The organism is Sulfitobacter sp. 1A13679, from assembly GCF_043557115.1.
Classification (GTDB): Bacteria; Pseudomonadota; Alphaproteobacteria; order Rhodobacterales; family Rhodobacteraceae; genus Sulfitobacter; species Sulfitobacter faviae.
On the sequence record NZ_JBIFFO010000005.1, the window covers coordinates 54,651 to 76,342 of the forward strand.

18 protein-coding genes are annotated in these 21,692 nt (G+C 63.6%); 7 read left to right on the top strand and 11 right to left on the bottom strand.

The genetic code is table 11. The features are described from left to right. Nucleotides 1-558 precede the first annotated feature (558 nt). Nucleotides 559-3,471 carry a Hint domain-containing protein gene (locus ACGYLA_RS05675; RefSeq protein WP_394430989.1) on the top strand — a complete coding sequence of 971 codons (2,913 nt, stop codon included), beginning with the start codon at nucleotides 559-561 and terminating at the stop codon, nucleotides 3,469-3,471. A gap of 71 nt (nucleotides 3,472-3,542) precedes the next feature. Here the strand turns inward: ACGYLA_RS05675 and ACGYLA_RS05680 are convergent, their stop codons facing one another. Then, on the bottom strand, nucleotides 3,543-4,145 hold the full coding sequence (locus ACGYLA_RS05680) for an NTP transferase domain-containing protein (RefSeq protein WP_394430991.1): 603 nt from the start codon (nucleotides 4,143-4,145) through the stop codon (nucleotides 3,543-3,545). A 142-nt stretch (nucleotides 4,146-4,287) separates the two neighbouring features. Here ACGYLA_RS05680 and ACGYLA_RS05685 point away from each other — a divergent pair, with 142 nt between their 5' ends. Then, entirely contained in the window at nucleotides 4,288-5,598 is a 1,311-nt protein-coding gene (locus tag ACGYLA_RS05685) for a DUF2254 domain-containing protein (protein ID WP_394430993.1), read from the top strand. 6 nt (nucleotides 5,599-5,604) lie between these two features. Here ACGYLA_RS05685 and ACGYLA_RS05690 read toward each other — a convergent pair whose 3' ends face one another. After that, the gene (locus ACGYLA_RS05690; protein ID WP_394430995.1) at nucleotides 5,605-6,912 is read right to left on the bottom strand and encodes an HlyC/CorC family transporter; all 1,308 of its coding nucleotides are present in this window, start codon (nucleotides 6,910-6,912) and stop codon (nucleotides 5,605-5,607) included. A gap of 88 nt (nucleotides 6,913-7,000) precedes the next feature. Here ACGYLA_RS05690 and ACGYLA_RS05695 point away from each other — a divergent pair, with 88 nt between their 5' ends. Then, complete coding sequence (locus ACGYLA_RS05695; RefSeq protein ID WP_394430997.1) at nucleotides 7,001-7,831, top strand: metallophosphoesterase family protein; 831 nt, start codon at nucleotides 7,001-7,003, stop codon at nucleotides 7,829-7,831. Here ACGYLA_RS05695 and ACGYLA_RS05700 read toward each other — a convergent pair. From ACGYLA_RS05700 to ACGYLA_RS05710, 3 genes are read right to left on the bottom strand one after another with little or no spacing between them, the layout of a single operon-like run. Then, nucleotides 7,768-8,751 carry a site-specific tyrosine recombinase XerD gene (locus ACGYLA_RS05700; protein WP_136720301.1) on the bottom strand — a complete coding sequence of 328 codons (984 nt, stop codon included), beginning with the start codon at nucleotides 8,749-8,751 and terminating at the stop codon, nucleotides 7,768-7,770. The two genes, ACGYLA_RS05695 and ACGYLA_RS05700, sit on opposite strands and share 64 nt — an antisense overlap. After that, the gene (locus tag ACGYLA_RS05705; RefSeq protein WP_394430999.1) at nucleotides 8,748-10,394 is read right to left on the bottom strand and encodes a hypothetical protein; all 1,647 of its coding nucleotides are present in this window, start codon (nucleotides 10,392-10,394) and stop codon (nucleotides 8,748-8,750) included. The genes ACGYLA_RS05700 and ACGYLA_RS05705 overlap by 4 nt, the downstream gene beginning before the upstream one ends. Before the next feature lie 5 nt (nucleotides 10,395-10,399). Further along, nucleotides 10,400-10,549, bottom strand: coding sequence for a hypothetical protein (locus ACGYLA_RS05710; RefSeq protein WP_007120408.1), 150 nt, complete (start codon nucleotides 10,547-10,549; stop codon nucleotides 10,400-10,402). Between the two features lie 80 nt (nucleotides 10,550-10,629). On the opposite strand from ACGYLA_RS05710, the gene ACGYLA_RS05715 reads away from it, so the two are divergent. After that, complete coding sequence (locus tag ACGYLA_RS05715) at nucleotides 10,630-11,226, top strand: shikimate kinase (protein ID WP_394431001.1); 597 nt, start codon at nucleotides 10,630-10,632, stop codon at nucleotides 11,224-11,226. Beyond that, nucleotides 11,219-12,325, top strand: a complete 1,107-nt coding sequence (aroB, locus tag ACGYLA_RS05720) for a 3-dehydroquinate synthase (protein WP_394431003.1) — start codon at nucleotides 11,219-11,221, stop codon at nucleotides 12,323-12,325. Before ACGYLA_RS05715 ends, aroB begins: the two co-directional genes overlap by 8 nt. 346 nt (nucleotides 12,326-12,671) lie before the next feature. On the opposite strand, the gene ACGYLA_RS05725 is transcribed toward aroB, so the two are convergent. Continuing rightward, complete coding sequence (locus tag ACGYLA_RS05725) at nucleotides 12,672-13,193, bottom strand: single-stranded DNA-binding protein (RefSeq protein ID WP_394431005.1); 522 nt, start codon at nucleotides 13,191-13,193, stop codon at nucleotides 12,672-12,674. 280 nt (nucleotides 13,194-13,473) lie between these two features. On the opposite strand from ACGYLA_RS05725, the gene ACGYLA_RS05730 reads away from it, so the two are divergent. Both ACGYLA_RS05730 and ACGYLA_RS05735 read left to right on the top strand, forming a co-directional pair. Then, nucleotides 13,474-14,019, top strand: a complete 546-nt coding sequence (locus ACGYLA_RS05730) for a lytic transglycosylase domain-containing protein (protein WP_394408923.1) — start codon at nucleotides 13,474-13,476, stop codon at nucleotides 14,017-14,019. A 180-nt stretch (nucleotides 14,020-14,199) separates the two neighbouring features. After that, complete coding sequence (locus ACGYLA_RS05735; RefSeq protein WP_209218906.1) at nucleotides 14,200-14,727, top strand: hypothetical protein; 528 nt, start codon at nucleotides 14,200-14,202, stop codon at nucleotides 14,725-14,727. A 105-nt stretch (nucleotides 14,728-14,832) separates the two neighbouring features. On the opposite strand, the gene ACGYLA_RS05740 is transcribed toward ACGYLA_RS05735, so the two are convergent. The 5 genes from ACGYLA_RS05740 to miaA form a co-directional block, all read right to left on the bottom strand. Further along, a complete protein-coding gene (locus tag ACGYLA_RS05740) occupies nucleotides 14,833-16,923 on the bottom strand; it encodes a dipeptide ABC transporter ATP-binding protein (protein WP_394431008.1) in 2,091 nt (696 codons plus the stop codon). A 62-nt stretch (nucleotides 16,924-16,985) separates the two neighbouring features. Beyond that, nucleotides 16,986-18,452 (bottom strand): ABC transporter permease, encoded by a 1,467-nt coding sequence (locus ACGYLA_RS05745; RefSeq protein WP_394431010.1) that lies wholly within the window; start codon nucleotides 18,450-18,452, stop codon nucleotides 16,986-16,988. A 12-nt stretch (nucleotides 18,453-18,464) separates the two neighbouring features. Continuing rightward, a complete protein-coding gene (locus ACGYLA_RS05750; RefSeq protein WP_394431012.1) occupies nucleotides 18,465-19,553 on the bottom strand; it encodes an ABC transporter permease in 1,089 nt (362 codons plus the stop codon). Between the two features lie 308 nt (nucleotides 19,554-19,861). Continuing rightward, entirely contained in the window at nucleotides 19,862-20,638 is a 777-nt protein-coding gene (locus ACGYLA_RS05755) for an AraC family transcriptional regulator (RefSeq protein ID WP_394431014.1), read from the bottom strand. A gap of 100 nt (nucleotides 20,639-20,738) precedes the next feature. Beyond that, nucleotides 20,739-21,629 carry a tRNA (adenosine(37)-N6)-dimethylallyltransferase MiaA gene (gene miaA / locus ACGYLA_RS05760; RefSeq protein WP_394431016.1) on the bottom strand — a complete coding sequence of 297 codons (891 nt, stop codon included), beginning with the start codon at nucleotides 21,627-21,629 and terminating at the stop codon, nucleotides 20,739-20,741. Nucleotides 21,630-21,692 lie beyond the last annotated feature (63 nt).

A 21,692-nucleotide genomic window follows, 5' to 3' on the forward strand; every position in this document is an offset into this window, starting at 1 on the left:
CTATGGCGATTCGGGATTCCGGCGCGGGGTGCGCCGGAAACAATCCCGCCCGAAAGTCGCGCTAAACCACCTGAATTGCGGCAAAACTTCAATTGGTTCCGGCAATTTTCAAACATTTTTTGCTTTGTCCATTCGTATAGGAGGGCTATTCCTATAGGTGCCCAACTGGGGGGCATAGAAGTCTGTAGGTCACGGGGGCGGCCGCATTAGGCGCATCAGGGATGCGGGAAATGTGGATACGCCGCAAGTTTGCGACCGTAAGCACAACATACCGAAGCGCGCCGCGCCTCGGCTGTGGGCCATGTTCCGGCTCTTCCCCTTCGTTGCGCAGGATGCGTGCCGCTCGATCTGGATTTCTGCCAGCGGGGCGCGTGTGAACGGAGGGAGAGACGAGATGATACATAAGCGACAGGCCCTGCCACTGGCCTTCTGCGGGGCAAGAAATGCCCGGTTCGACCGCTCTGCCGTTCGGCGCTCCATTCCTCAAATTGAAACAGCATCCACTTCCAAGACGGCCGCGTTGCGCGCCGCGTGCAACACCGCTCAGGAGATTTCACAATGATTAGAACACTTGATTTCAATGCGTTCAGCGCAGGCACCATCATTGACGACGAATATGCGGATCTGGGCGTTACGGTTTCGGCCAGCGGCGGTTCTGGCGATGCGATGATCTTTGACAGCAGCAACCCCACGGGCGGCGACAGCGATCTGGCCTCCGACACGCTTGAGGGGCTGTTGATCGTCTCCGAAGATGGCGACCAAAGCGACCCGGACGACAACGCCGGCGGCGGCAGCTTGTTCTTTGACTTCGATGATATGGTGCGCATGAAGGGCGTGACCTTCAAAGACATCGAAGAGACCGGCGGGGAAGGCACCCGTGTCTTCTTTTACGATGACAATGGCGATGTGATCCAAAACCATTATGTGCAGCCCACCGGCGATGGCGGTGAGCGTTTCGTTCAGTTCAACATTGATGGCGTGTCGCGTTTCGAAGTGCGTTTCGAAGGCTCGGGCGCGATCGACAATCTGGTTTTCGACGATGGCCAACCGCAGGGCGGCGGCAATGACGCGCCCGTGGCCGAAGACGATGTGCTTGAGATCGACGAAGACACCTCTGGCACCGTCGACGTGCTGGGCAATGACAGCGACAGCGATGGCGATACGCTGACCGTCACCATGGCAACCTGCCCGGCGGGCCCGGTCGTCATCAATGACGATGGCACGCTGACCTTCACGCCCGACGCGGATTTCAACGGCGACACGACCATCACCTACACCGTGGATGACGGCAATGGCGGCACCGACACCGGTACCGTGAATGTCACCGTGAACCCGGTGAACGACGCCCCCGTCGCCAATGACGATACCGCCGACACCACCGGCACCGATCCGGTCGTGATCCCGGTTCTGGACAATGACACCGATGTGGACGGCGACACCCTGAGCGTGACAGATGCGTCGAGCGATGATGGCACCGTGACCATCAACGACGATGGCACCATCACCTTTGTCGCCAATGACGATTTCACCGGTGACGCGACGATCACCTATACCGTGGCAGACCCCGACGGCCTGACCGACGAAGGCTCGGTGACCGTGACGGTGGGCGACGGCGGTTCGACCCGTGACGGCTATGTCGACGGCACAGCGGGCGCAGACTTGATCGACACCGCCTATACCGGCGACCCCGATGGCGACATGATCGACAATGACGACGCGATCCTGCCCGATGCGGAAGGCGACGACGACTATGTTCGCGCGGGTGACGGCGACGACACAATTCTGGCGGGCGACGGCGATGATATCGTCGAGGCTGGCGCAGGCTCCGACGTGGTCGAGGGCGGTGAGGGTGATGACATGATCACCACCGGCAGCGATGACCTCGCCCCCGATCTGGGCTACCCGGAAAGCGACAGCGACGATCTGGGCTTTGACCCCGACGCCGACCCAGAGAATGACCGCGACTCTGTCGATGGCGGGGGGGGCAATGACACGATCAGCACCGGCGATGACCGCGACACCATCACCGGCGGCACCGGCGATGACGTGATCAACGCTGGCATCGACGACGATATCGTCGACGGCGGTGACGGCGACGACCGGATCGTCGGCGGCGAGGGCAACGACAGCCTGCTCGGCGGCGCTGGCAACGACACGATCTATGCGGGCAACGACCCCGATCTGGGTCTCGACGTGCTCGACATCCCCGACGAAGAGGATGCGTCCAACCCCTTCACCCCCGACCGCAACCCGAACAACGGGATGGACACGGTCGACGGTGGCGCGGGCAATGACGTGATCTATGGCGCCGACGATGCGGACATGCTGCGCGGCGGCTCGGGCGATGACTATATCGACGGCCAGATCGACGATGACGTCATCTCGGGCAACACCGGCGACGACACGCTGCTGGGCGGTCAGGGCAATGACAGCCTCTCGGGCGGTCAGGGCAATGACGAGCTTGACGGCGGCACCGGAGACGACACCCTGCGCGGCAACCGGGACGACGACCTGCTGGTCGGCGGCGAAGGCAATGACCTGCTCGACGGTGGCGGTGAGAATGACACTCTGATGGGCGGCGAAGGCGACGACGAACTGCAAGGCGGTCGGGGCGACGATCTGCTCGACGGTGGCGCAGGGGTCGACGTGATGACCGGCGGTGCCGATCAAGACAGCTTCGTCAACGTCAACGCAGGCGATGATGTCGATGGTGGCAGCGCGGGCGTGGATTACGACACGCTCGACCTGCGCGGCTCTGCCCCCGAGGGTGGCCGTCTGGAGATCACCTATACCTCCGACGACCGCGAAGACGGTTTTGTTGACTACTTCAACCAAGATGGCAGCGATGCCGGGCGTCTGAACTTTGTTGAGATTGAGAATGTGATCCCCTGTTTCACCCCGGGGACCAAGATCGCCACACCGCGCGGTGAGGTGCCGGTCGAGGCGCTTCAGGTCGGTGACCGTGTCATCACCCGCGACAACGGCATCCAGACGATCCGCTGGGTCGGCGCGCGTGAGATGACCGGGGCCGAGTTCGAAATGGCCGCCCATCTCAAGCCGGTGCTGATCCGCAAAGGTGCGCTTGGCAACGATCTGCCCGAGCGTGACATGATGGTCAGCCCCAACCACCGCGTCTTGGTCGCCAACGAGAAGACCGCGCTTTATTTCGAAGAGCGTGAGGTGCTCGTTGCGGCGAAACACCTGACCGGGATGGAAGGCATCGACGTGGTCGAGGTTTCGGGCACCAGCTACATCCATGTGATGTTCGACCGTCACGAGGTGATCCTCTCCGACGGGACATGGACCGAGAGCTTCCAGCCCGGTGACATGTCGCTGGCCGGTATCGGCGAAGAGCAGCGTCAGGAAATTTTTGAACTGTTCCCCGAACTGGCGACGAAAGACGGGATCGAAGGCTATACCGCCGCGCGCCGTTCGCTGAAAAAGCACGAGGCCAGCCTGCTGGTGAAGTAATCCGGCACGAGCCGAGCGTGACACAGTTTGAAAACGGGGCGGGCGACCGCCCCGTTTTTTTCATCTGCGGGCTATTCCTGCTCTGCGCGCCACGCCGCCCAGTCCTCGGGCGTGTCGAGGTCGCGCCGCGCGCGCTGGCCGGGCAGGGGCACAAGCTGCATCCGGTCTGCGGCAGCGCGCACAACCGCGCGGCCCCCGTCATCGCCGCGCAGCTGTTTCAGCTGATCGAAAAGCGCGGCGGCAAAGACGATGGGATGACCGGGCTTGCCGTCCGCCGTGGTCGCGCGCCAGATCAGGGTCTCGCCCGTCAGGTCCACCGCAGCCGCGAGGCGGGCAAGATCGCTGGCCTCAAGCGCGGGCATATCGGCCAGCAGCACCATGGCGGCGGGCGTGTCCAACGGCAGGGCGGCAAAGGCGCGGCGCAGGCTGGCGCCCATGCCCTCTGCGGCCTCGGGAACGGGCAGCGGCGTGATGTCCAACCCGCTAAGCGCCCTGTAGCGCGGGTGCGGCGCGGGCGGCAGGGCGACGGTGACGGGGCCAATGCCCTGCGCCAGCCGTGCCCGACGGCGCAGCAAGGGCTCACCTCCGATATCTTCCATCAATTTGTCACGCCCCCGCATCCGAGTGGAGGCACCGGCGGCGAGGAGGATCACGGGCAAAGGGGCTATCGTCATGCCGCCCAACCTACCGGGCACGGGGGGCGAGGATAAGAGCTTTCTTGCCCCCGCGCCGTCGGGCGGCGTTCCGCGCCGGGCCAGAGTGCAAATTCCGCTAAACCGCCGTTGGCAGGGCGCTTTTTCGTGCTACCCTTTCCCCATGAATATCAAGGACCTGATCCCGCACACGCTGTTTCGCAAAGCCCGCGAATATTCTCGCAAACTTTGGGTGCGGGTGGTTTTCATGGGGTTGCTGGCCTTTGTCGCCCTCGGGCTGACCCAGCTTTTTGAGCCCTTGGTGCCCAAGGAAGTCGCCACGAGGTTGACCGGCGAAGCGGCGGACCGTCTGTTGCAGATCATCGCCGATGCGATGCTGGCGGTCACGATCTTTTCGATTACGATCATGGTCACGGTCTACCGGGCCTCCTCGGCGCAATTCACGCCACGAGCGCATCGGCTGATCATTCAGGACCGCACCACCCAGAATACGCTGGCGGTCTTTATCGGCGCCTATGTCTATGCGCTAGTGGCGATCATCATGCGCGAGTTGGGCATCTATATCGACGAACGCTCTTTCGTGCTGTTCCTGACCACGGTACTGGTGCTGGCGATCATCGTGATTTTCCTGATCCGCTGGGTGCTGCATCTGCAAAGCTTCGGCAGCCTGATCGACACGACCCGCCAGATCGAGGCGGTGACCACCTCATTGTTCAAGGAGCGTCTAAAGACGCCCTGCATGGGCGGCCATCCCCTGACCGGCACGGTGCCCGATGAGGCCCGCCCGATCTTTGCCCCCGAAAGCGGCTATATCCAACATATCTACCCCGAGGCGCTGGACCAGCAGGCGCGCGAGCACGGCGTTGCGATCTATCTGCCGAGGCGGATCGGTGATTTCGTCTTTGTCGGTGAGCCTCTGGTCATGGTCACCCGGCGGGGCAGCCCGCAGGACGCGGAACATGATTGGGACAGTCTAGAGCAAAAGGTTTTGGAGACCGTGCAACTGGGCGATCTGCGCACCTTTGACCAAGACCCGCGTTTCGGCCTGCGGGTACTGGGCGAGGTTGCCTCCAAGGCGCTGTCGCCGGGGATCAACGATGGCGGCACGGCGATTGACGTGATCACTCGCATCGGGCGCGTGCTGTCCTATTATTCAGATGAGGCAAAGCCGGGCGGCAAGGTCGCGCTGCCGAACCTGCATATCCCGCCGATCCCGGCGGACGCGCTGATCGAAGACGGGTTTGGCGCACTGGCCCGCGATGGCGCCTCGGTCGTCGATGTGCAGATGGTCTTGCAAGAGGTGCTGACAGGGCTGATGCAGCACCCCGACCCCGGCCTGTCGGCCGCCGCCCGTGACGCGGCAGAGGATCACCTGCGCCGGGCCTTTGAAGAGGTGCCCTTCGGCCCCGACCGCGCGCGCATCTGGTCCGCCGCCTGCAAGGACGTGCAGGCCGCGGTGGACACCCCGGCCTAAGCCGGATCAGAGGGGGCGGATCTTAAGCTGGGTGATCCGGTTGCCATCCCGCTCGATCACCTCAAAGCGGAAGTTGTGGAAGGAGAAGACCTGCCCCACGGTGGGGATCATCTGCGCCTCATGGATCACCAGCCCGGCCACAGTATTGGCCTCATCATCGGGCAGGGACCAATCGGTCGCGCGGTTGAGGTCACGGATCGTCATCGCGCCTTCCACCATCAGATGCCCGTCGTCCGACTGTTTCAGCGGGTGATCCGCATCGGGGTCAAACTCATCCGTGATCTCGCCCACGATTTCTTCGAGAATGTCTTCAAGCGTGATCAGCCCTTGGAGCGAGCCATATTCGTCCACCACCAGCGCAAAATGCGTGCGACGGCGCAGGAACTGGCGCATCTGTTCGTCCAGGGTCGAGGTTTCGGGCACGAAATAGGGTTTCATCACCACATCGGCCACGTTGAACCCGTTGAGCGCTGCGGCATCGCCCTTGGGGCCGCCGATCAACTTGTACATGGCGCGCAACAGGTCCTTGGCATGGATCACGCCGATGATGTTTTCCGGGTCATCGCGAAAGACCGGCAGGCGGGTGTGGTTCGATTGCAGGCATTTCTCCATGATGTCGGTCGGGTCTGAATCCGCGTCGATCATCTCGATCCCCGAGCGGTGCAGCATGACCTCTTCGACCGCGCGTTCACGCAGGTCGAGCGCGCCCAAAATACGGTCGCGGTCTTCCTTTTCGACGACGCCTTCGGAATGGCCCAATTGCAGCGCTCCGGCGATTTCCTCGCGCACCGCCAGAATGTTGCTGTCGGGGTCGATCTGCACGCCGAATAGCCGCAGCACCCCGCGCACGAAATAGCGCACCGCCGTCACCACGGGCGAGAAGACAAGCACCACGATGCTGATCGGGCGCGAGACCAGCGCCGCCGCCGTTTCGGCATTGGTGATGGCATAGGTCTTGGGCAGTACCTCGGCAAAGACGAGCACCAGAAGCGTCATCACCAGCGTCGCCAGCGCCACGCCGCTTTCACCGAAGAGCCGCGTAAACAGCGCCGTCGCCATAGAGGCGGCAAGGATGTTGACCAAGTTGTTGCCCAAAAGGACCGAGCCGATTAGCCGCTCGTTATCCTCGGTGATCTTGAGCGCGCGGATCGCGCCGCTTGCGCCCTTGTCGGCCTGCGCCCGCAGCTTGCCGCGCGAGGCGGCGGTCAGCGCGGTCTCGGAGCCCGAGAAGAAGCCCGAGAGGACAAGGAGGAACAGGATAATTCCGGTGCTGATCCAGAAAGCGGTGTCAAAAAGGGCGGGGCCCGTTTCCATGAGGTCTAAATCCATCCATTATGTGTTGCGAATGTTATGGGCGCAGGGGCTGCGTCATTCAAGGGTTGCAACGGGGCAGGGTGGTGCGATGCAGGCGAAAATCAACTGTGCGGAGCTTGGGGTTTTGGACGGGCCGGTGCTGTTGTTCGGTGGGCCCTATTCCAACCTTCAGGCGGTCGAGGCGCTGGCGGCTTTCGCCGCGGCGCGCGGCATCGACGGGGGGCAGATGATCTGCACCGGCGACATGGTGGCCTATTGCGGCGCGCCGCGCGAATGCGTGGCGGCAATCCGGGCGCTTGGCTGTGCCGTGGTGGCAGGGAATTGCGAAGTGCAACTGGCCAGCGGGGCCGAGGATTGCGGCTGCGGCTTCGCGCCGGGCAGCAGTTGCGACATGCTTTCGGGCGCGTGGTATGCCCATGCGGCAGGCCAGTTGGACGCGGATGCGAAAGACTGGATGGGTCGCCTGCCGGATGTGGCGGTGTTCTGCCATCAGGGCCAGCGCTATGGCGTGATCCACGGCGGGGTGCGCGATGTGGCGCGGTTCATCTGGTCTGAGAGTGCGGCGGCGGTGTTTGACGAAGAGTGGCAGGCGCTGGAAGACATCGCAGGCCCCGTCGATCACATCATCGCGGGCCACTCCGGTCTGCCCTTCATCCGCGAGACAGCGCGCGGGCGTTGGATCAACGCAGGCGTGATCGGCATGCCGCCCCATGACGGCGGCCAGCAAACGCGGCTGGCGCTGCTCGACGGGGGCGAAGTGGGCTTTCACCGGCTGAGTTACGATGTGGCCGGGGCCGTAGCCGATATGGCCAAGGCGGGCTTGCCGCGCGCCTATGCAGACGCGCTACAAAGCGGTTACTGGCCTTCGGAAGACGTGTTGCCGCCGGGATTGCGGGTGCCGTCCTTGGCGAGGGGGTGACGCTCCAGCACGAGGTCCGAGAGACGCTCTTCCAAGACATGGGTGTAGATCTCGGTCGTGGCGACATCGGCGTGGCCCAGCATGGTCTGGATCGCCCGCAGATCGGCGCCATTGGCCAGCAGATGCGTGGCAAAGGCGTGGCGCAGGGTGTGGGGCGTGACTTTCTCGGGGGGCACGCCGCCGGTCACGGCGAATTCCTTGATTAGCAGATAGAAGCGATGCCGCGTCAGATGCCCCGTCGCCCCGCGGGACGGGAAGAGGTGCCGCGCGGGCGGTTTGCCCTTGGCTTGGGCCGCCTCATCCGCCTTGTCGCGCACCACGAGCCATGCCGCCAGCGCGTCGCGCGCGGGCTCTGACAGGGGCACCAGCCGTTCGCGGCCCCCTTTGCCTGCGATCAGCAGCAGGCGCGGATCGCCCCGCGCGGCGCTGACCGGCAGGCTGACCAATTCACTGACCCGCATGCCGGTGGCATAAAGCAGCTCCATCAGGCAGGTGTTGCGCAGCTGATCGGCCAGCGACCGGCCAGAATTGCGCGCGGCATCGAGCAGCCGGTCGACCTCTTCCTCGGACAGGATCTTGGGCAGGCGTTTGTCCTGCCCCGGCCCGGCGATTTGCACCGCTGGGTTGTCTTCGCGCAGGCCTTCCTCAAAGGCGAAACGGTAAAGCTGTTTGATCGCCGAGAGCCGCCGTGCGCGGGTGGATTTCGCCAGCCCCTGCGCGTCGCAATAAACAAGGTAATCTTCGACCTCGCCGCGGCTGGCGGTCAGGAAATCATGGTTGCGCTGCGCCAGAAAGGAATCGAAATCCTTCAGGTCGCGGCCATAGGCCAGTTGCGTGTTGGTGGCGGCACCCTGTTCGGCGGCGGCGGCCTCCAGAAAGCTGGAGATCCAATGGAAGGTCGGGGTCTGGGACATCATCATTGCTGGAGCAATACAATCTGCAAGGCGGCACGTCGGGCGGTGTCTTCCAATCCGAGGGCGCGTAGGGTGGCTAGGGCGTCGCGGAGCGCCGATGTGTCACCACTCGCCCCGTCATGCAAGAGCGACAATAGGCGCAAAATCGCCATGCCCAATTCCTTGTCCCGCGCCAGCGCCATCAGGTCGGCGCGGGGGGTGGGATTGGCGAAAGCGTCATGCACCGCGGCGGCCAATGGCGCATCGGGCGCGGGGCCGTTGGGCGCGTCGCCCACGGCCACGGCGCGCAGCAATTCGTCCTCGGGGGACTTGCCGATCACCCGCGCCGCGGCGGCCTCGTACTCAGGCGATAGCAGCGCCACATCCCGCGCCAGACGCGCGGCATGGCCCGCCAGCGGAATGGTCGAGAGCGGTTCGGCAAAGAGCGCGGCAAAGGCCACTTCGAGAGAGGCTTCGCGCATCGCCTCCCATGCGGGCGGCAGGGTCTTGGCCACCGCCTCGGCGCTGCCAGTGCGCAGGGCCGTCTCAAACCGTTGCAGCGCCGCGACCCGGTCCCAGACCCCGCCAGAGGCGGCGGGCTGCCTATCGGTGTAAAGCCCCAGCAGCAGGTTATCGGGTAGGGCGCCCGCGCGGGTCAGCCGCTCGGCAGCCTCAAGCTGGGCCTTCCAACCGGCAATGTCGCGCAGATCGGCCACCGCATAGGCGCGGGGCAGGATGTTGGAGGGCAGCGGCTCGCCAATGGTTTCGAACAGGCGGAAGGTCATCGGGTCCATCTGGCGCGGCACGCGCAGCGGTTCGGCCCCTTCGTAGAAATCCGGGTTGAGGAAGCGGTCGAAGAGTTCAAGCTGCGCCTCGGGCAGCAGGCCGAGCGCTTGGGCCGAGCCAAAGGTTAGGGCCGCGTTCTCCCAATTGCCGGCGCGGGCGTTGCAGAAAATCCGGGTGCCATAGTCGCGGGTCAGATGCGGGGATTTCACCAACCGCTCGCAGACGCGATGCTCGGTCCCGGTGAGCAGGGAAAGCTGCATCCACAGGTCGAAATGCGCGGTCGAGGTGGTCACCCCGGCCTGCTCGATCAGCGAGAGCGCCGGGTCTAGGGCGCCAAGCTCCATCAGCTTTTCGCCCCGCGCCAGCGCCAAAAGATCGCCGTTGCGCGCCTCCCCCTGCGGGGCCTGCGCCTCGGCCAGAAGCACGGTGTAGAGCAGCGCCTGCGCGGCGGGCAGATGCAGGTCCGGCAAATCGCGGATGCGGTCGATCAGGGCCGTCGTGTCGCTGCCCAGCCAGATGTCCCCGCGCAGCCCGGTGACAGAGCCGGGCACCAGCCCGATGCGGCGCGGCGCGCCATCGCCCAAGGGCGTGACCTGCACAGGCGGCGGCAGGGCGCTGTCGGCCACGGGCTGTTCCGGCACCCGGCCCGGATTGGGCGGGCGTTTGGGCCGGTTTTCGGGCGGCGATTGCGCGCCCAGCCAGTCGATCACCGAAAGCGGCTGATCATTGGCGGCGGGGGGCTGGTCTTGCTGCTGAGCCGCCTGTCGCGATTCGCGGCCCAGATTTCGGTCTTCTTCGGATTCGGCCAGCAGGGCCGTGGCGCTGACCGAGCAGATCAATGCAGCACAAAGGGCCCGTTTGCCTTTGGACAGGGCGTTTGCCACGCCGCTCAATCCGCTGTCAGCGTGACAGGCTGGCGCGTCTCAATCTGTTCGGGCGAAAAATCCACGCCAAAGAAAGGCCCGACATAGGCATAGCCCACGAGACCGATGAAGCCGACAATCAATAGAAATATCAAAAGCTTAAAAAGTTTACCCATGATTTATGCCTGCCCGGAATTCTGCTATTTTGCCAAACTATATATGGCCTTTTCGCCAAGATCACGTCATTCAGAGAAAAATGAGCGGAATTAAGCACAGCATGACCAATGGCGAGGAAACGCCGCCCCGCTACCGTCTGAACAAGACGGTGGCGCTGGTTGGCATGATGGGCGCGGGCAAGACGGCGGTGGGGCGTGCGGTCTCGGCCAAACTGGGCGCGCCCTTTCTGGATAGCGATGCTGAAATCGAAGCGGCGGCCAATCTGAGTGTGCCCGAGATCTTCATCCGCGACGGGGAGCCGTTCTTTCGCAAACGCGAGACCGAAGTGATCGCGCGGCTTTTGGCCGAGGAACGTTGCATCCTTTCGACTGGCGGTGGTGCCTTTCTGGCCGAGGTGAACCGCGACAATATCGCGGCTTACGGTGTGGCGCTTTGGCTGGATGCGGATTTGGACCTGCTGTGGAACCGGGTGCGCTACAAGGACAGCCGTCCGCTGCTACGCACGGCTGATCCCAAGGCCACGCTGGCCGCGCTTTATCGCGACCGGGTGCCGCTTTACCGGCTGGCGGATCTTTCGGTGCGCTGCGATCCGCGCCTGTCGATTGACGCCATGGCCAACCGGGTGATCGACAAGCTGCTGACAAGGCCCGATGTTTTGGAGAGATTGGATGCGTGAGACGGTTTCCGTCGCCCTGCCGGGGCGGGAGTATGACGTGGTTATCGGGCCGGGCTTGCTGGGGGATGCCGGCGCGCTGATCGCGCCGCTGCTGCGCCGCAAGCGGGTGGCCGTCATCACCGAAAGCCGCGTCGCCGCATTGCATCTGCAATCCCTGTGGGAGGGATTGGCCGCCGAGGGCATCGCGATGTCTGCGCTGGAACTCGCCCCCGGCGAGGGGACCAAGGATTGGGCCAATCTTCAGCGCTGCGTGGACTGGCTGCTTGATGAGCAGGTGGAGCGCGGCGATATCGTCGTGGCCTTTGGCGGCGGGGTGATCGGTGATCTGGTGGGGTTCGCCGCCGCCGTGCTGCGGCGCGGGGTGCGTTTCGTGCAGATCCCCACCTCTCTTTTGGCGCAGGTCGACAGTTCGGTGGGCGGTAAGACCGGGATCAACGCGGGCCAAGGCAAGAACCTGATCGGGGCCTTCCACCAGCCCAGCCTCGTGCTGGCGGATACCGAGGTGTTGGGCACCATGCCCAACCGGGATTTCCTTGCCGGTTATGGTGAGGTGGTGAAATACGGGCTGCTTGGCGATGCGGCGTTCTTTGACTGGCTGGAGGCGCAGGGCCCGGCCCTCGCGGCGGGCGATATGGCCGCCCGGATCGAAGCGGTGCGCCGGTCGGTTCAGATGAAAGCCGATATCGTGGAGCGCGACGAGACCGAGCAGGGCGACCGTGCGCTTTTGAACCTTGGCCATACATTCGGCCATGCGCTTGAGGCCGCGACGGGCTATTCCGACCGGCTGCTGCATGGCGAAGGGGTGGCGATTGGCTGTGCGTTGGCCTTTGAGCTTTCCGCCCGGCTGGGGCTTTGCCCGCAGGAAGACCCAAGCCGTCTGCGCGCCCATTTGGTTCAAATGGGCATGAAGACCGACCTGCGCGACATTCCCGGTGATCTGCCTGAAGCCGAGGAACTGCTACGGCTTATGGGGCAGGACAAAAAGGTGGTCGATGGCCGTTTGCGCTTTGTTCTGGCACGCGGCATCGGGCAGGCCTTTGCGGGGGCCGAGGTGGAGAACGCCGAGGTGCTTGGGCTGCTGCGGGATGCGCTCGGCTGAAGCCCCACGGCTACGGCTTCGCGTAAAGGGCCATCGCCTGCAGTTAAAATTCGGGCTAGGTAATTTTCGGATCAGTTGGCCTGAGACGTGTCTCTGCGCGAGGCTGCTGTCTAGCCGAGGGCCATCGCCTGCCCGCGGGTCGGCGATCCAACCTCGCTTCGTGCCACTTTATGCCTCAACCGTGATGTGCGTTCGCAAAGTCGCGGCTAACCTCACCAAATCGCCTACCCGGTGGGGCGGGCAGGCGATGGCCCGGCGCCTTCGGCTTGATTCCGGGCTGGGTGGTAATCTTGAGCCGTCGCTCAAGGCGGGCAGGGCGCTCCAGCGCCCCACCCAATAGTCTAAATCAGAACGGGATCTCATCATCGAGGTCACGGCTGCCGCCGCCGCCACCGCCGCCCGAAGAGGACGGGCCGCTGTCATAGCCGCCGCCGTAGTCGTTGCCGCCACCGCCGTAGCCGCCACCGCCGCCACCACCGTAGCCGCCGCCACCACCGCCGCCGCCGGAGCCGCCGCCGGGACCGTCGAGCATGGTCAGCGTGCCGCCGAAGCCTTGCAGCACGACTTCGGTGCTATAGCGGTCTGCGCCGGATTGGTCCTGCCATTTGCGGGTTTGCAACTGGCCTTCGATATACACTTTGGAGCCCTTCTTGAGGTACTGCTCGGCGATGCGAACGAGCCCCTCTTGGAAGATCGCCACCGAATGCCATTCGGTCTTCTCGCGACGCTCACCGGTGTTGCGGTCTTTCCATGTCTCCGAGGTGGCGATGCGCAGGTTGCACACTTTGCCGCCGTTCTGGAACGACCGCACCTCGGGGTCGCGCCCGAGGTTGCCGATAAGGATCACTTTGTTCACTGAGCCGGCCATCTTGCCCCCTCGTTTGTCATTGCTGTGTCATTGCGTCGGGCGCGAATCCGAGCGCGCCCAATTCGGCTGTTTATATCGTGCTTGTTCGCCGGATGACACCGGCTTTCCATCCCGCAGCCCATCGCCACGGCCCGCGAAATGGCCGGGATTTCGGGGGCTGGTAGAAGGGGCGCATTTAAGTATACTGCGCGCAATGCAACGGCAGGGGGCAGATATGCGAAAGACGGGACTTTTGGCCGGTCTGGCCGCGGTGAGTTTGACGGTAGCCGGGATCATCGCGATGGGGGCAGTACCAGCGGCTGCCGATATGTTCGCCAGCAAGAACCGCGCGGGGCTCTTCGCCTCGCAGAAAAGCATCCTCGATAATCGGGCATCCAAACAATATTCCGCCTCCGTGCGGCTGCAACCGCCCAAGGTCGTCACCCCGACGAAATGGGATGTGCCGAAATACAACGGGTCTTACAAAGGGGCCTTTCTGACCCATGCCCGCGCCGCGGCCACGCGCCATGGCATCCCGGTCGATCTGTTTTTGCGGCTGGTGCAGCAGGAAAGCGGCTGGAACCCCAAGGCGCTGTCGCACAAGGGGGCGATGGGGCTGGCGCAACTGATGCCGCAGACCGCGAGGGCGCTGCGTGTCGATCCCGCCGATCCGGTGCAAAACCTCGAAGGCGGGGCGCGTTACCTCAAGATGCAGTACCGCGCTTTCGGCAGTTGGGAGCTGGCGCTGGCCGCCTATAACGCGGGGCCGGGGGCGGTGAAGAAATACGGGGGCATCCCGCCCTACAAGGAAACCCGCAATTACGTTAAAGTGATCACGGGCAGTTAAGTCATTGATATTTATGGGCTGGGAGCTGCGCTTGGGCGTTTGTTCGCCTATTTGCACCCCCGCAAGCCTGTCTGGCATCGGCCCCCTCGGGAACCGTCGGGGCAATCGTGGTGTTCTCTGATCAGAAACTTTGCAGCGGGGCATTCTCGCCGCAGAGAGGAAAGATCAAAGGAGAACGACATGCTGACGAATATGAAAAACATCGCCCTTGCCGCTGGTGTAAGCGTTATCGCGCTGAGCGGCTCTGCCTTCGCCGATGACAAGATCATGGTCTCGAAAATCGACGTCGAATCCTCTGTCGCCGCCGCGGCTGACAGCAATGCCATGGATTTCTATCCTGATCTGGAAGAAGACCTGCGCGCCGAAGTGGCAGAGCGCGTGCCGATGAGCAGCGATGGGTCCGATCCGCAGATCAAGATCGACATCCGCAAAATCTCTCTGAACGGCGCGACCATGCTGCCCGACAGCAAGGAATTCAACGAGTTGGAAGGCGTTGTTGATATCACAAGCCCCACTGGTGACAACGCCGGCCTGAGCTTCCCGGTGATGATTTCGGCCTATAGCGGCGATGAGATCGCGCCCGAAGGCTATGTCAACGTGCAGCCGTCCGAGACTGAGTTCTATGTGGCGCTCGTCTCGACCTTCGCGGATGTTGTGGCCGAAGGTCTGGCCAATGTGAACACCGCCGGTTCGCCCGTTGATCCCTAAACCCGGGCCTGATTTGGCCATGCAGGCCGGATCGTCATAACCTCAGGCCGTTCCCCCTTAGATAGCCTGAGGCATGAGGCGTGGTTCTTCGGAACCGCGCCTTTTTCATTCCGCCGCCGTGCCTGTCTCGATCACCGGCTCCATCTCGGCGAATTGCTGGGCCGAGAGGTGGCATTTGATCTGATGGCCGTCGGCCATGATCACCATCGGCGGCACCTCGCGTTCGCACAGATCGCCGGGCACCTGCGACTTCCACCGGCAGCGCGTCTGGAAGGGGCAGCCCGGAGGCGGGTTCATTGCCGAGGGCACGTCGCCATCTAGCACGATGTGTTTCTTTTTCACCTTGGTATCGGCAATCGGCACCGCGCTCAGCAGCGCTTCGGTATAGGGGTGATAGGGCGGGGCAAAGACCTGACCGGTGTCGCCCAGTTCAACCACATGGCCCAGATACATCACCATCACCCGGTCCGAGAGATAGCGCACGATGGACAGGTCGTGGGAGATGAACAAAAGCGTCGTCTTCTGCTCGCGTTGGATCTCCATCAGCAGGTCGGTGACGGCGGCCTGCACGCTCACGTCGAGGGCCGAGACCGGCTCATCCGCCACCACGATCCGCGCATCCCCGGCAAAGGCGCGGGCGATGCCGACGCGTTGTTTTTGCCCGCCCGAGAGTTGGCGCGGCATCCGGCCTGCGAATTCGCGGGGCAGTTTGACCAGATCGAGCAGTTCGAGCATGCGCTGGCGGCGCTCTTTCTCGTTCTTGCCGATGCGGAAGATTTCGAGCGCGCGGATGATCTGCCGCCCCACGGTCATCGAGGGGTTCAGCGTGTCGAAGGGGTTCTGGAACACCATCTGCACATCGGCGACATTCTTGGTCGTGCGGTCATCAATCGGCACGCCGCCGATGTCCCGCCCGTCGAGGTAGATATGCCCCTCGGTCGCCGTCTCTAGCCCCATCAGCACCTTGGCGAATGTGGACTTGCCGCAGCCCGACTCGCCCACGATGGCGAGGGTTTCGCTTTCATGGGCCTCGAAGCTGAGGGATTCATTGGCTTTGACCACTTTGGTATTGCCGCCGCCGAACATGGCATTGGCGGCGACCTGGTAGTATTTCTTGAGCTTGTCCATCTTGAGGACGACCTCACCCACGTCGCCCTTTTCTTTGACCTCCGCCAGTTCCAAGGGCGCTTGCCAGTCGATTTCTTGAAAGCGGATGCAGCGGGTTTCGTGCCGGTCGTTGCCGGGGACGCTCTCCATCGGGATCGGCGCGGCGTCGCAGCGGCCGGGGACGAAATAGTCGCAGCGCGGGCCGAAGTTACAGCCCGGCGGGCGTTCGTGGGGCAGGGGGAAATTGCCCGGGATGGCCTTCAGGGGCCGCGCGTTTTTGTCCGCCCCCGGCAGCGGGATCGAGCGAAACAGCGCCTGCGTATAGGGGTGTTGCATCTCGTCAAAGACATCCTCGATCGAGCCTTTCTCGACCGCCTCGCCCGAGTACATCACGCAGATCCGGTCGCAGGTCTCCAGCACCAGCCCAAGGTTGTGCGAGATGAAGAGCATTGAGGTGCCGTATTTCTTGCCCAAATCCTTCACCAGTTCCACCACCGCAGCCTCGACGGTCACGTCGAGCGCGGTGGTCGGCTCATCAAGGATCAAGAGCGAGGGTTCGGACATCAGCGCCATGGCGATGACGATACGCTGCTGTTGCCCGCCTGATAGCTGGTGCGGATAGGCCTTCAGGATGCGCTCGGGGTCCGGCAGTTTCACGTCCGTGACCACTTGCAAGGCGCGTGCATAGGCTTCCTTTTCGGACATGCCGGCATGGATCATCGGCACTTCCATCAGCTGCTTGCCGATCCGCATGGCGGGGTTCAGGCTGGCCATCGGCTCTTGATAGATCATCGCGATTTCGCTGCCGCGAATGTCGCGCAGCTCTTCGGGGCTCATCTCGCTCAGGTCGCGGCCTTTGAACTTGATGGAGCCGCCGACGATCCGGCCATTGCGACCCAGATCCTGCATCACGCCCAGCGCCACGGTGGATTTGCCGCAGCCGCTTTCGCCCACCAGCCCCACGGCCTCTCCGGGTTGGACGTTGACGGAGAAATCCATCACGGCGGGAATCTCTCGCAGGCGGGTGAAGAAGGAGATCGACAGGTTGTTGATCTCAAGAATGGGACCGTCGTAATCAGTCTTTGGCATTTGGCTCTCCCAGTCGGGGGATCAAAAGGGGCCGGGAGGGCTGGCCCCCCGGAGGATGTTTCTTAGTCGCGCAGGGATTCTTCGCGCAGGCCATCGGCCAAGAGGTTCAGACCCAGCACGAGGCTTAGCAGCGCCAGCGCAGGCGCAATAGCGGCATGCGGGTAGAGCGACAGCAGGCGGCGGCCCGCGTTGATCGTGCTGCCCCAGTCGGGGCTCTCGCTCTCCAGCCCGAGGCCAAAGAAGCCCAGCGTGCCCAGAAGGATCGTGGTATAGCCGATGCGCAGGCAGAAATCGACGATCAGTGGCCCGCGTGCGTTGGGCAGGATCTCCCACAGCATAATATACCACGGGCCTTCGCCACGGGTCTGGGCGGCGGCGACGTAGTCGCGGGTTTTGATGTCGAGTGCCAAGCCGCGCACGATGCGGAACACCGTGGGCGAGTTCACGAAGACCACCGAGACGAAGACCACCAGCACGCCGGGGTCGATGTCGAAGAGGTCGATCATGCTGGGAAGGCCGGGGATGCGGTAGCTGTCCGTCGCCACGATCGCCCCGTCGGTGGAGACCAGCGACAGGTAGAGCCAGCCGACCACCCCAAGCACCACGATCAGAAGCGGCGTGCGGAACGACGGCTGCGTGTAGTAGCGCGCGTTCAACAGCACGGCGAGGAAGATCAGCGGGAAGATGAACAGGAACACCGCCATGTAGTTCGGGATGCCGGTCAGCACGATCTCGGGCGTGACCAGCAGGTAGAAGAGCAGGATCACCGGGAAGGCGAGGATCAGGTTCGCCAGAAAGCTCAGTACCGTATCCAACCGCCCGCCATAGTAGCCCGCAGGCAGGCCCAGCGTGATCCCCACCATAAAGGCAAAGAGCGTTGCCATCGGCGCGATCTGCACCACGACCCAAGACCCTTTGATCAGCCGGGAAAAGACATCGCGGGCAAGGTTATCTCCGCCCAGAAGGAACCAAGGGTATTCGCCTTCATCCGGGCTGCGCAGGGGCGTGCCGGGCAGTTTGTTCTTCATCCCCGAGGTCTGGCTGAGGCTGTCATGCGTCACCAACAGGTCGAACAGCCCGCCGAAGATGCCGGTGTAGACCCAGAACAGGACGATGGCGAAACCGATCATGCCGACGGTGCTGTCAAACAGCTTGCCGTAAAGGCCGAGCCGCCGTTTGAAGTGGATAGAGAGCGCGAAGGTCAGGATCAGCGCGATCCACACGGGCAGCATCTGCTGCGACATGCCGCCGATGATGCCCGCCTGTGGCCCCATGAAGGCGCCTGCGATGATATAGATCATCAGCACGAGGATCAGCAGTGCAAAGAGCAGGATCACCGCACGGTTGACCCCGCCCGCCAGCCCGCCTTGCCGGGCGACGGTGCCATCCGGGTTGATCTGGCGTGCCTCACTGGCGGGAAAGAAGGAAACGACGATCTGCACCGCTACGGCCAAGGCCAGAAGCACCGCGAGACCGAGGAAGATGATATTGAGCCCCGCAAGCGACCCGGTCCATGTCAAAGGTTCCATGTCCAAGCTCCGTTAAGAAATGCGAATGCGCGGGTTGAGGAAAACATAGCCGATGTCCGAGATCAGCTGCGTCACGAGGACGACGATCACCGACACGACCGACACCGCCAGCAGCAGTTCGATGTCGTTGTTGGCCGCGGCCTGCACCAGAAGCCAGCCGAAACCCTTGTAGTTAAACAGCGTCTCGACGATCACCACGCCGTTCAAGAGCCACGGGATTTGCAGCATGATGACGGTGAAGGGCGCAATGAGTGCGTTGCGCAGCGCGTGTTTTAGCACGATCTCTGAGAATTTCACGCCCTTGAGCCTTGCGGTGCGGATATATTGCGCGGTCATCACCTCGGTCATCGAGGCCCGTGTCATCCGCGCGATATAGCCCATACCGTAGAGCGAGATGGTCAGCACCGGCAGGAAGAAGTTCCAGAAGTTCGCATCCTTCATGGCAGAGGTGGCCGAGCCCAGAAACAGTGTTTTGCTGTCGATCCAGCCCCATTCGGCCAGCAGCGGCGATAGGCCAAAGCGCGAGGACGCCAGCACCGCGATGAAGATCACGCCAGAGACATATTCCGGCGTCGCCGTGGTGGCGATGGAGAAGGTGGAGAGCGAGCGGTCGAGCTTGGAGCCTTCGCGCATCCCCGCCAGCACGCCGACGATCAGCGCCGAGGGGACCATCAGCACCAGCACCCAGAACATCAGCTTGCCGGTGAGTGCCAGACGGGTGAGCACCGTCTCGCCCACGGGTTCTTTGAAGACGGTCGAGAAGCCCCAATCGCCTTGCAGGATGCCGCAACGGGTGGGCCGTGCCTCAACCGGGGTGCCGGGGGCGAAACAGCGGCCAAAGGTTTCCTCGGGCGTCTCGCCTTCGGTGACCCAGCCGGGCAGCACGCCCAGCCATTCGCCGAACTTGTCGACCGTGGGTTGCAGATAGCCGCGGTCTTCGAGGTAGCTGGCCACGGCCTCGTCCGACATGCGGAAGTTGCCTTGGGTCTTGGCGAGTTTTTCAAGGTTCGGATAGAGATTGGTCAGCCAGAATACGATGAACGTCAGGCAAAGCGCCGTCAGCAACATCACACCCAGCCGGCGCAAAATGAATAGTCCCATGTGGTCCCCTGTAGCAGGGTCGGGCGGTGACTTGGCCCGACGATGCGGCCTTTTGGCCTTTTTAATTCGTGCGGCGCCTTGGGGGCGCCGGTTCTGTCGTGGCAGGTTTTCTCTGCCTTGTGGCGCTGGGGTGCCGAAGACCTTTTGGCGGTCTTTCTGGCAGCCTGATCGTGTCCATTGCCCCGCCCCTTCGCGGAGCGGTTCAGCCATGAGGCACGGAAATCACCCGCGCGTCAACATTCGGCTGAGGAGTTTGGAGGAGTTTTGCGACATGCTGAGGGTCTGAAAACGACATTTCGGCCCGGCTCTCAGCGCAGTTTGCTGGGGGGCAGGCCGCTGTGCTGTTGCATGAAACGGGTGAAATAGGCGGCAGAGCCGAAGCCCAAGGTGGCGGCGATCTCGACCGCGGTGTGATCGGTCTCGGCCAGCAGGCGACGGGCGGCGTGGCAACTGCGCTCGGTCAGAAGGTCAGCGGCGGATTTGCCGGTGGCCGCTTTGACGGCGCGGGTCAGATGGGTTGGGGTCACGCCGAGAGCTGCGGCGTGTTCGGCCATGCTGGTGCCCTTGGGGGCGCCTTGAGTGACCAAGGCGCAGAACCGCGCGCTCAGCCTGTCGCCTGCCTTGGGTCGGGGGGCGGTATGAGCCTCTGCCATGATCTGGCGGCGCAGCCAGACCGACATCAGCGCCACCTGCGCTTTGAGCGCATCTTGGTGCAGGGGGCGGGCCTGTTGGACCTCCCGTTGGGTCTGTTCGATGAGGGTTGCGATCTCCGATTGCGCGGCCCCATCGCGGATGCGCAATTGGCGCGGGGTCTCGGGCAGGCTTTCGTCACTGTCTTCGGGGATCAGCACCGCATGGCCCAGACATTGATAGCCCAGCTCCAGCGCGAAGAGCGACCGCGCCGGTATCCAAAGCGCATTATGCGGGCTGATGCCGCGGCGTTGGCCATCAAGCAGCAGACGACCTTGGCCCCGGGTGATCCAGATCAAAAGATGGTGGTCGCGATCGTGCGCGAGGGTCAGCCGCCAGTCTTGCCCCGCCGAAAGCTGGGCCAAGGACTGGGTTTGAATCTCTGTCTGGGGCACACAGCGCTTTCGTTGAGAAATGGAAACCTTACAAGGGCAATCATCAACGTCAGGCTAGCGGAGGGTTGGGATAACGCAAGAAATTCCGCCCGTTCGGCGGCTATTCCGGCGTCACCCGCTGCCAATCTGCCATCTTACTGCGCATCCAAGTGCGCTGCCGCTTGGCAAAGCGGCGGGTGGCGACCACGGCGGCTTCGCGGGCGCGGTGCAGCGGCCAATCGCCGTCGAGGTGGCGGATCAGTTCCGGCACGCCAATGGCGCGATGGGCGGGCAGGGATGGGTCATAGCGCGGGCGGAGGGCGGCGACCTCTTCCAAGGCGCCTTGCTCGAGCATCAGGTCAAAGCGCTGCGCGATGCGGGCGTTCAGCCAATCCCGCTCGACATCGAAGACGATCGGCAGACAGTCCGCCAGCGGCAAAAGCGGCGCGCCGGTGTCGCGCTGCCAGTCCGACAGGCCGCGCCCGGTGGCCTGCCAGACTTCCCAAGCGCGCTGCACCCGCGCGCGGTTGCGCTGATCGATGCCGGCGGCGGTCTCGGCGTCCAGCCCGGCCAACAGGTCTTCGAGCGCCATCTCATCGCCTTGCGCGCGGACCTTCGGCGGGGTGGCCGGAATCTCCGCCAGCCCCTGCGTCAGGGCAGAGAAGTAAAGCCCGGTGCCCCCGGTGATGATCACCCGCTGGTCGCCGCCCAGCAGCGGGGCCACTTCGCGCAGCCAATGGCCGGTGGAATAGGGCGCATCTTCGGCCAGATGGCCATAGAGCAGATGCGGCGCGCGGGCCTCTTCCTCGGGCGAGGGGCGGGCGCTGATGATGCGCAGGGGGGCGTAGACCTGACTGGCATCGGCGTTGACGATCACGCCGCCTTGCGCCTCGGCAATGGCGAGGGCAAGGGCGGATTTGCCACTGGCAGTCGGCCCGGCGATCAACACCGGCCGTTCGGGCGGTAAGTCTTGCAACAGGGCGTCCATCTGGGCATTGGGAATATCCGGCATTTCTTTGCGTCTTCCTTACGTCCCGCATTGAACCTTGGGCGTATTTGCGACATTTTGGCGCGA

Coding starts and splice junctions, on each gene's coding strand:
- ACGYLA_RS05675 (WP_394430989.1), top strand. CDS start 559: ATGATTAGAACACTTGATTTCAATGCGTTCAGCGCAGGCACCATCATT.
- ACGYLA_RS05680 (WP_394430991.1), bottom strand. CDS start 4,145: ATGACGATAGCCCCTTTGCCCGTGATCCTCCTCGCCGCCGGTGCCTCC.
- ACGYLA_RS05685 (WP_394430993.1), top strand. CDS start 4,288: ATGAATATCAAGGACCTGATCCCGCACACGCTGTTTCGCAAAGCCCGC.
- ACGYLA_RS05690 (WP_394430995.1), bottom strand. CDS start 6,912: ATGGAAACGGGCCCCGCCCTTTTTGACACCGCTTTCTGGATCAGCACC.
- ACGYLA_RS05695 (WP_394430997.1), top strand. CDS start 7,001: ATGCAGGCGAAAATCAACTGTGCGGAGCTTGGGGTTTTGGACGGGCCG.
- ACGYLA_RS05700 (WP_136720301.1), bottom strand. CDS start 8,751: ATGATGATGTCCCAGACCCCGACCTTCCATTGGATCTCCAGCTTTCTG.
- ACGYLA_RS05710 (WP_007120408.1), bottom strand. CDS start 10,549: ATGGGTAAACTTTTTAAGCTTTTGATATTTCTATTGATTGTCGGCTTC.
- ACGYLA_RS05715 (WP_394431001.1), top strand. CDS start 10,630: ATGAGCGGAATTAAGCACAGCATGACCAATGGCGAGGAAACGCCGCCC.
- aroB (WP_394431003.1), top strand. CDS start 11,219: ATGCGTGAGACGGTTTCCGTCGCCCTGCCGGGGCGGGAGTATGACGTG.
- ACGYLA_RS05725 (WP_394431005.1), bottom strand. CDS start 13,193: ATGGCCGGCTCAGTGAACAAAGTGATCCTTATCGGCAACCTCGGGCGC.
- ACGYLA_RS05730 (WP_394408923.1), top strand. CDS start 13,474: ATGGGGGCAGTACCAGCGGCTGCCGATATGTTCGCCAGCAAGAACCGC.
- ACGYLA_RS05735 (WP_209218906.1), top strand. CDS start 14,200: ATGCTGACGAATATGAAAAACATCGCCCTTGCCGCTGGTGTAAGCGTT.
- ACGYLA_RS05740 (WP_394431008.1), bottom strand. CDS start 16,923: ATGCCAAAGACTGATTACGACGGTCCCATTCTTGAGATCAACAACCTG.
- ACGYLA_RS05745 (WP_394431010.1), bottom strand. CDS start 18,452: ATGGAACCTTTGACATGGACCGGGTCGCTTGCGGGGCTCAATATCATC.
- ACGYLA_RS05750 (WP_394431012.1), bottom strand. CDS start 19,553: ATGGGACTATTCATTTTGCGCCGGCTGGGTGTGATGTTGCTGACGGCG.
- miaA (WP_394431016.1), bottom strand. CDS start 21,629: ATGCCGGATATTCCCAATGCCCAGATGGACGCCCTGTTGCAAGACTTA.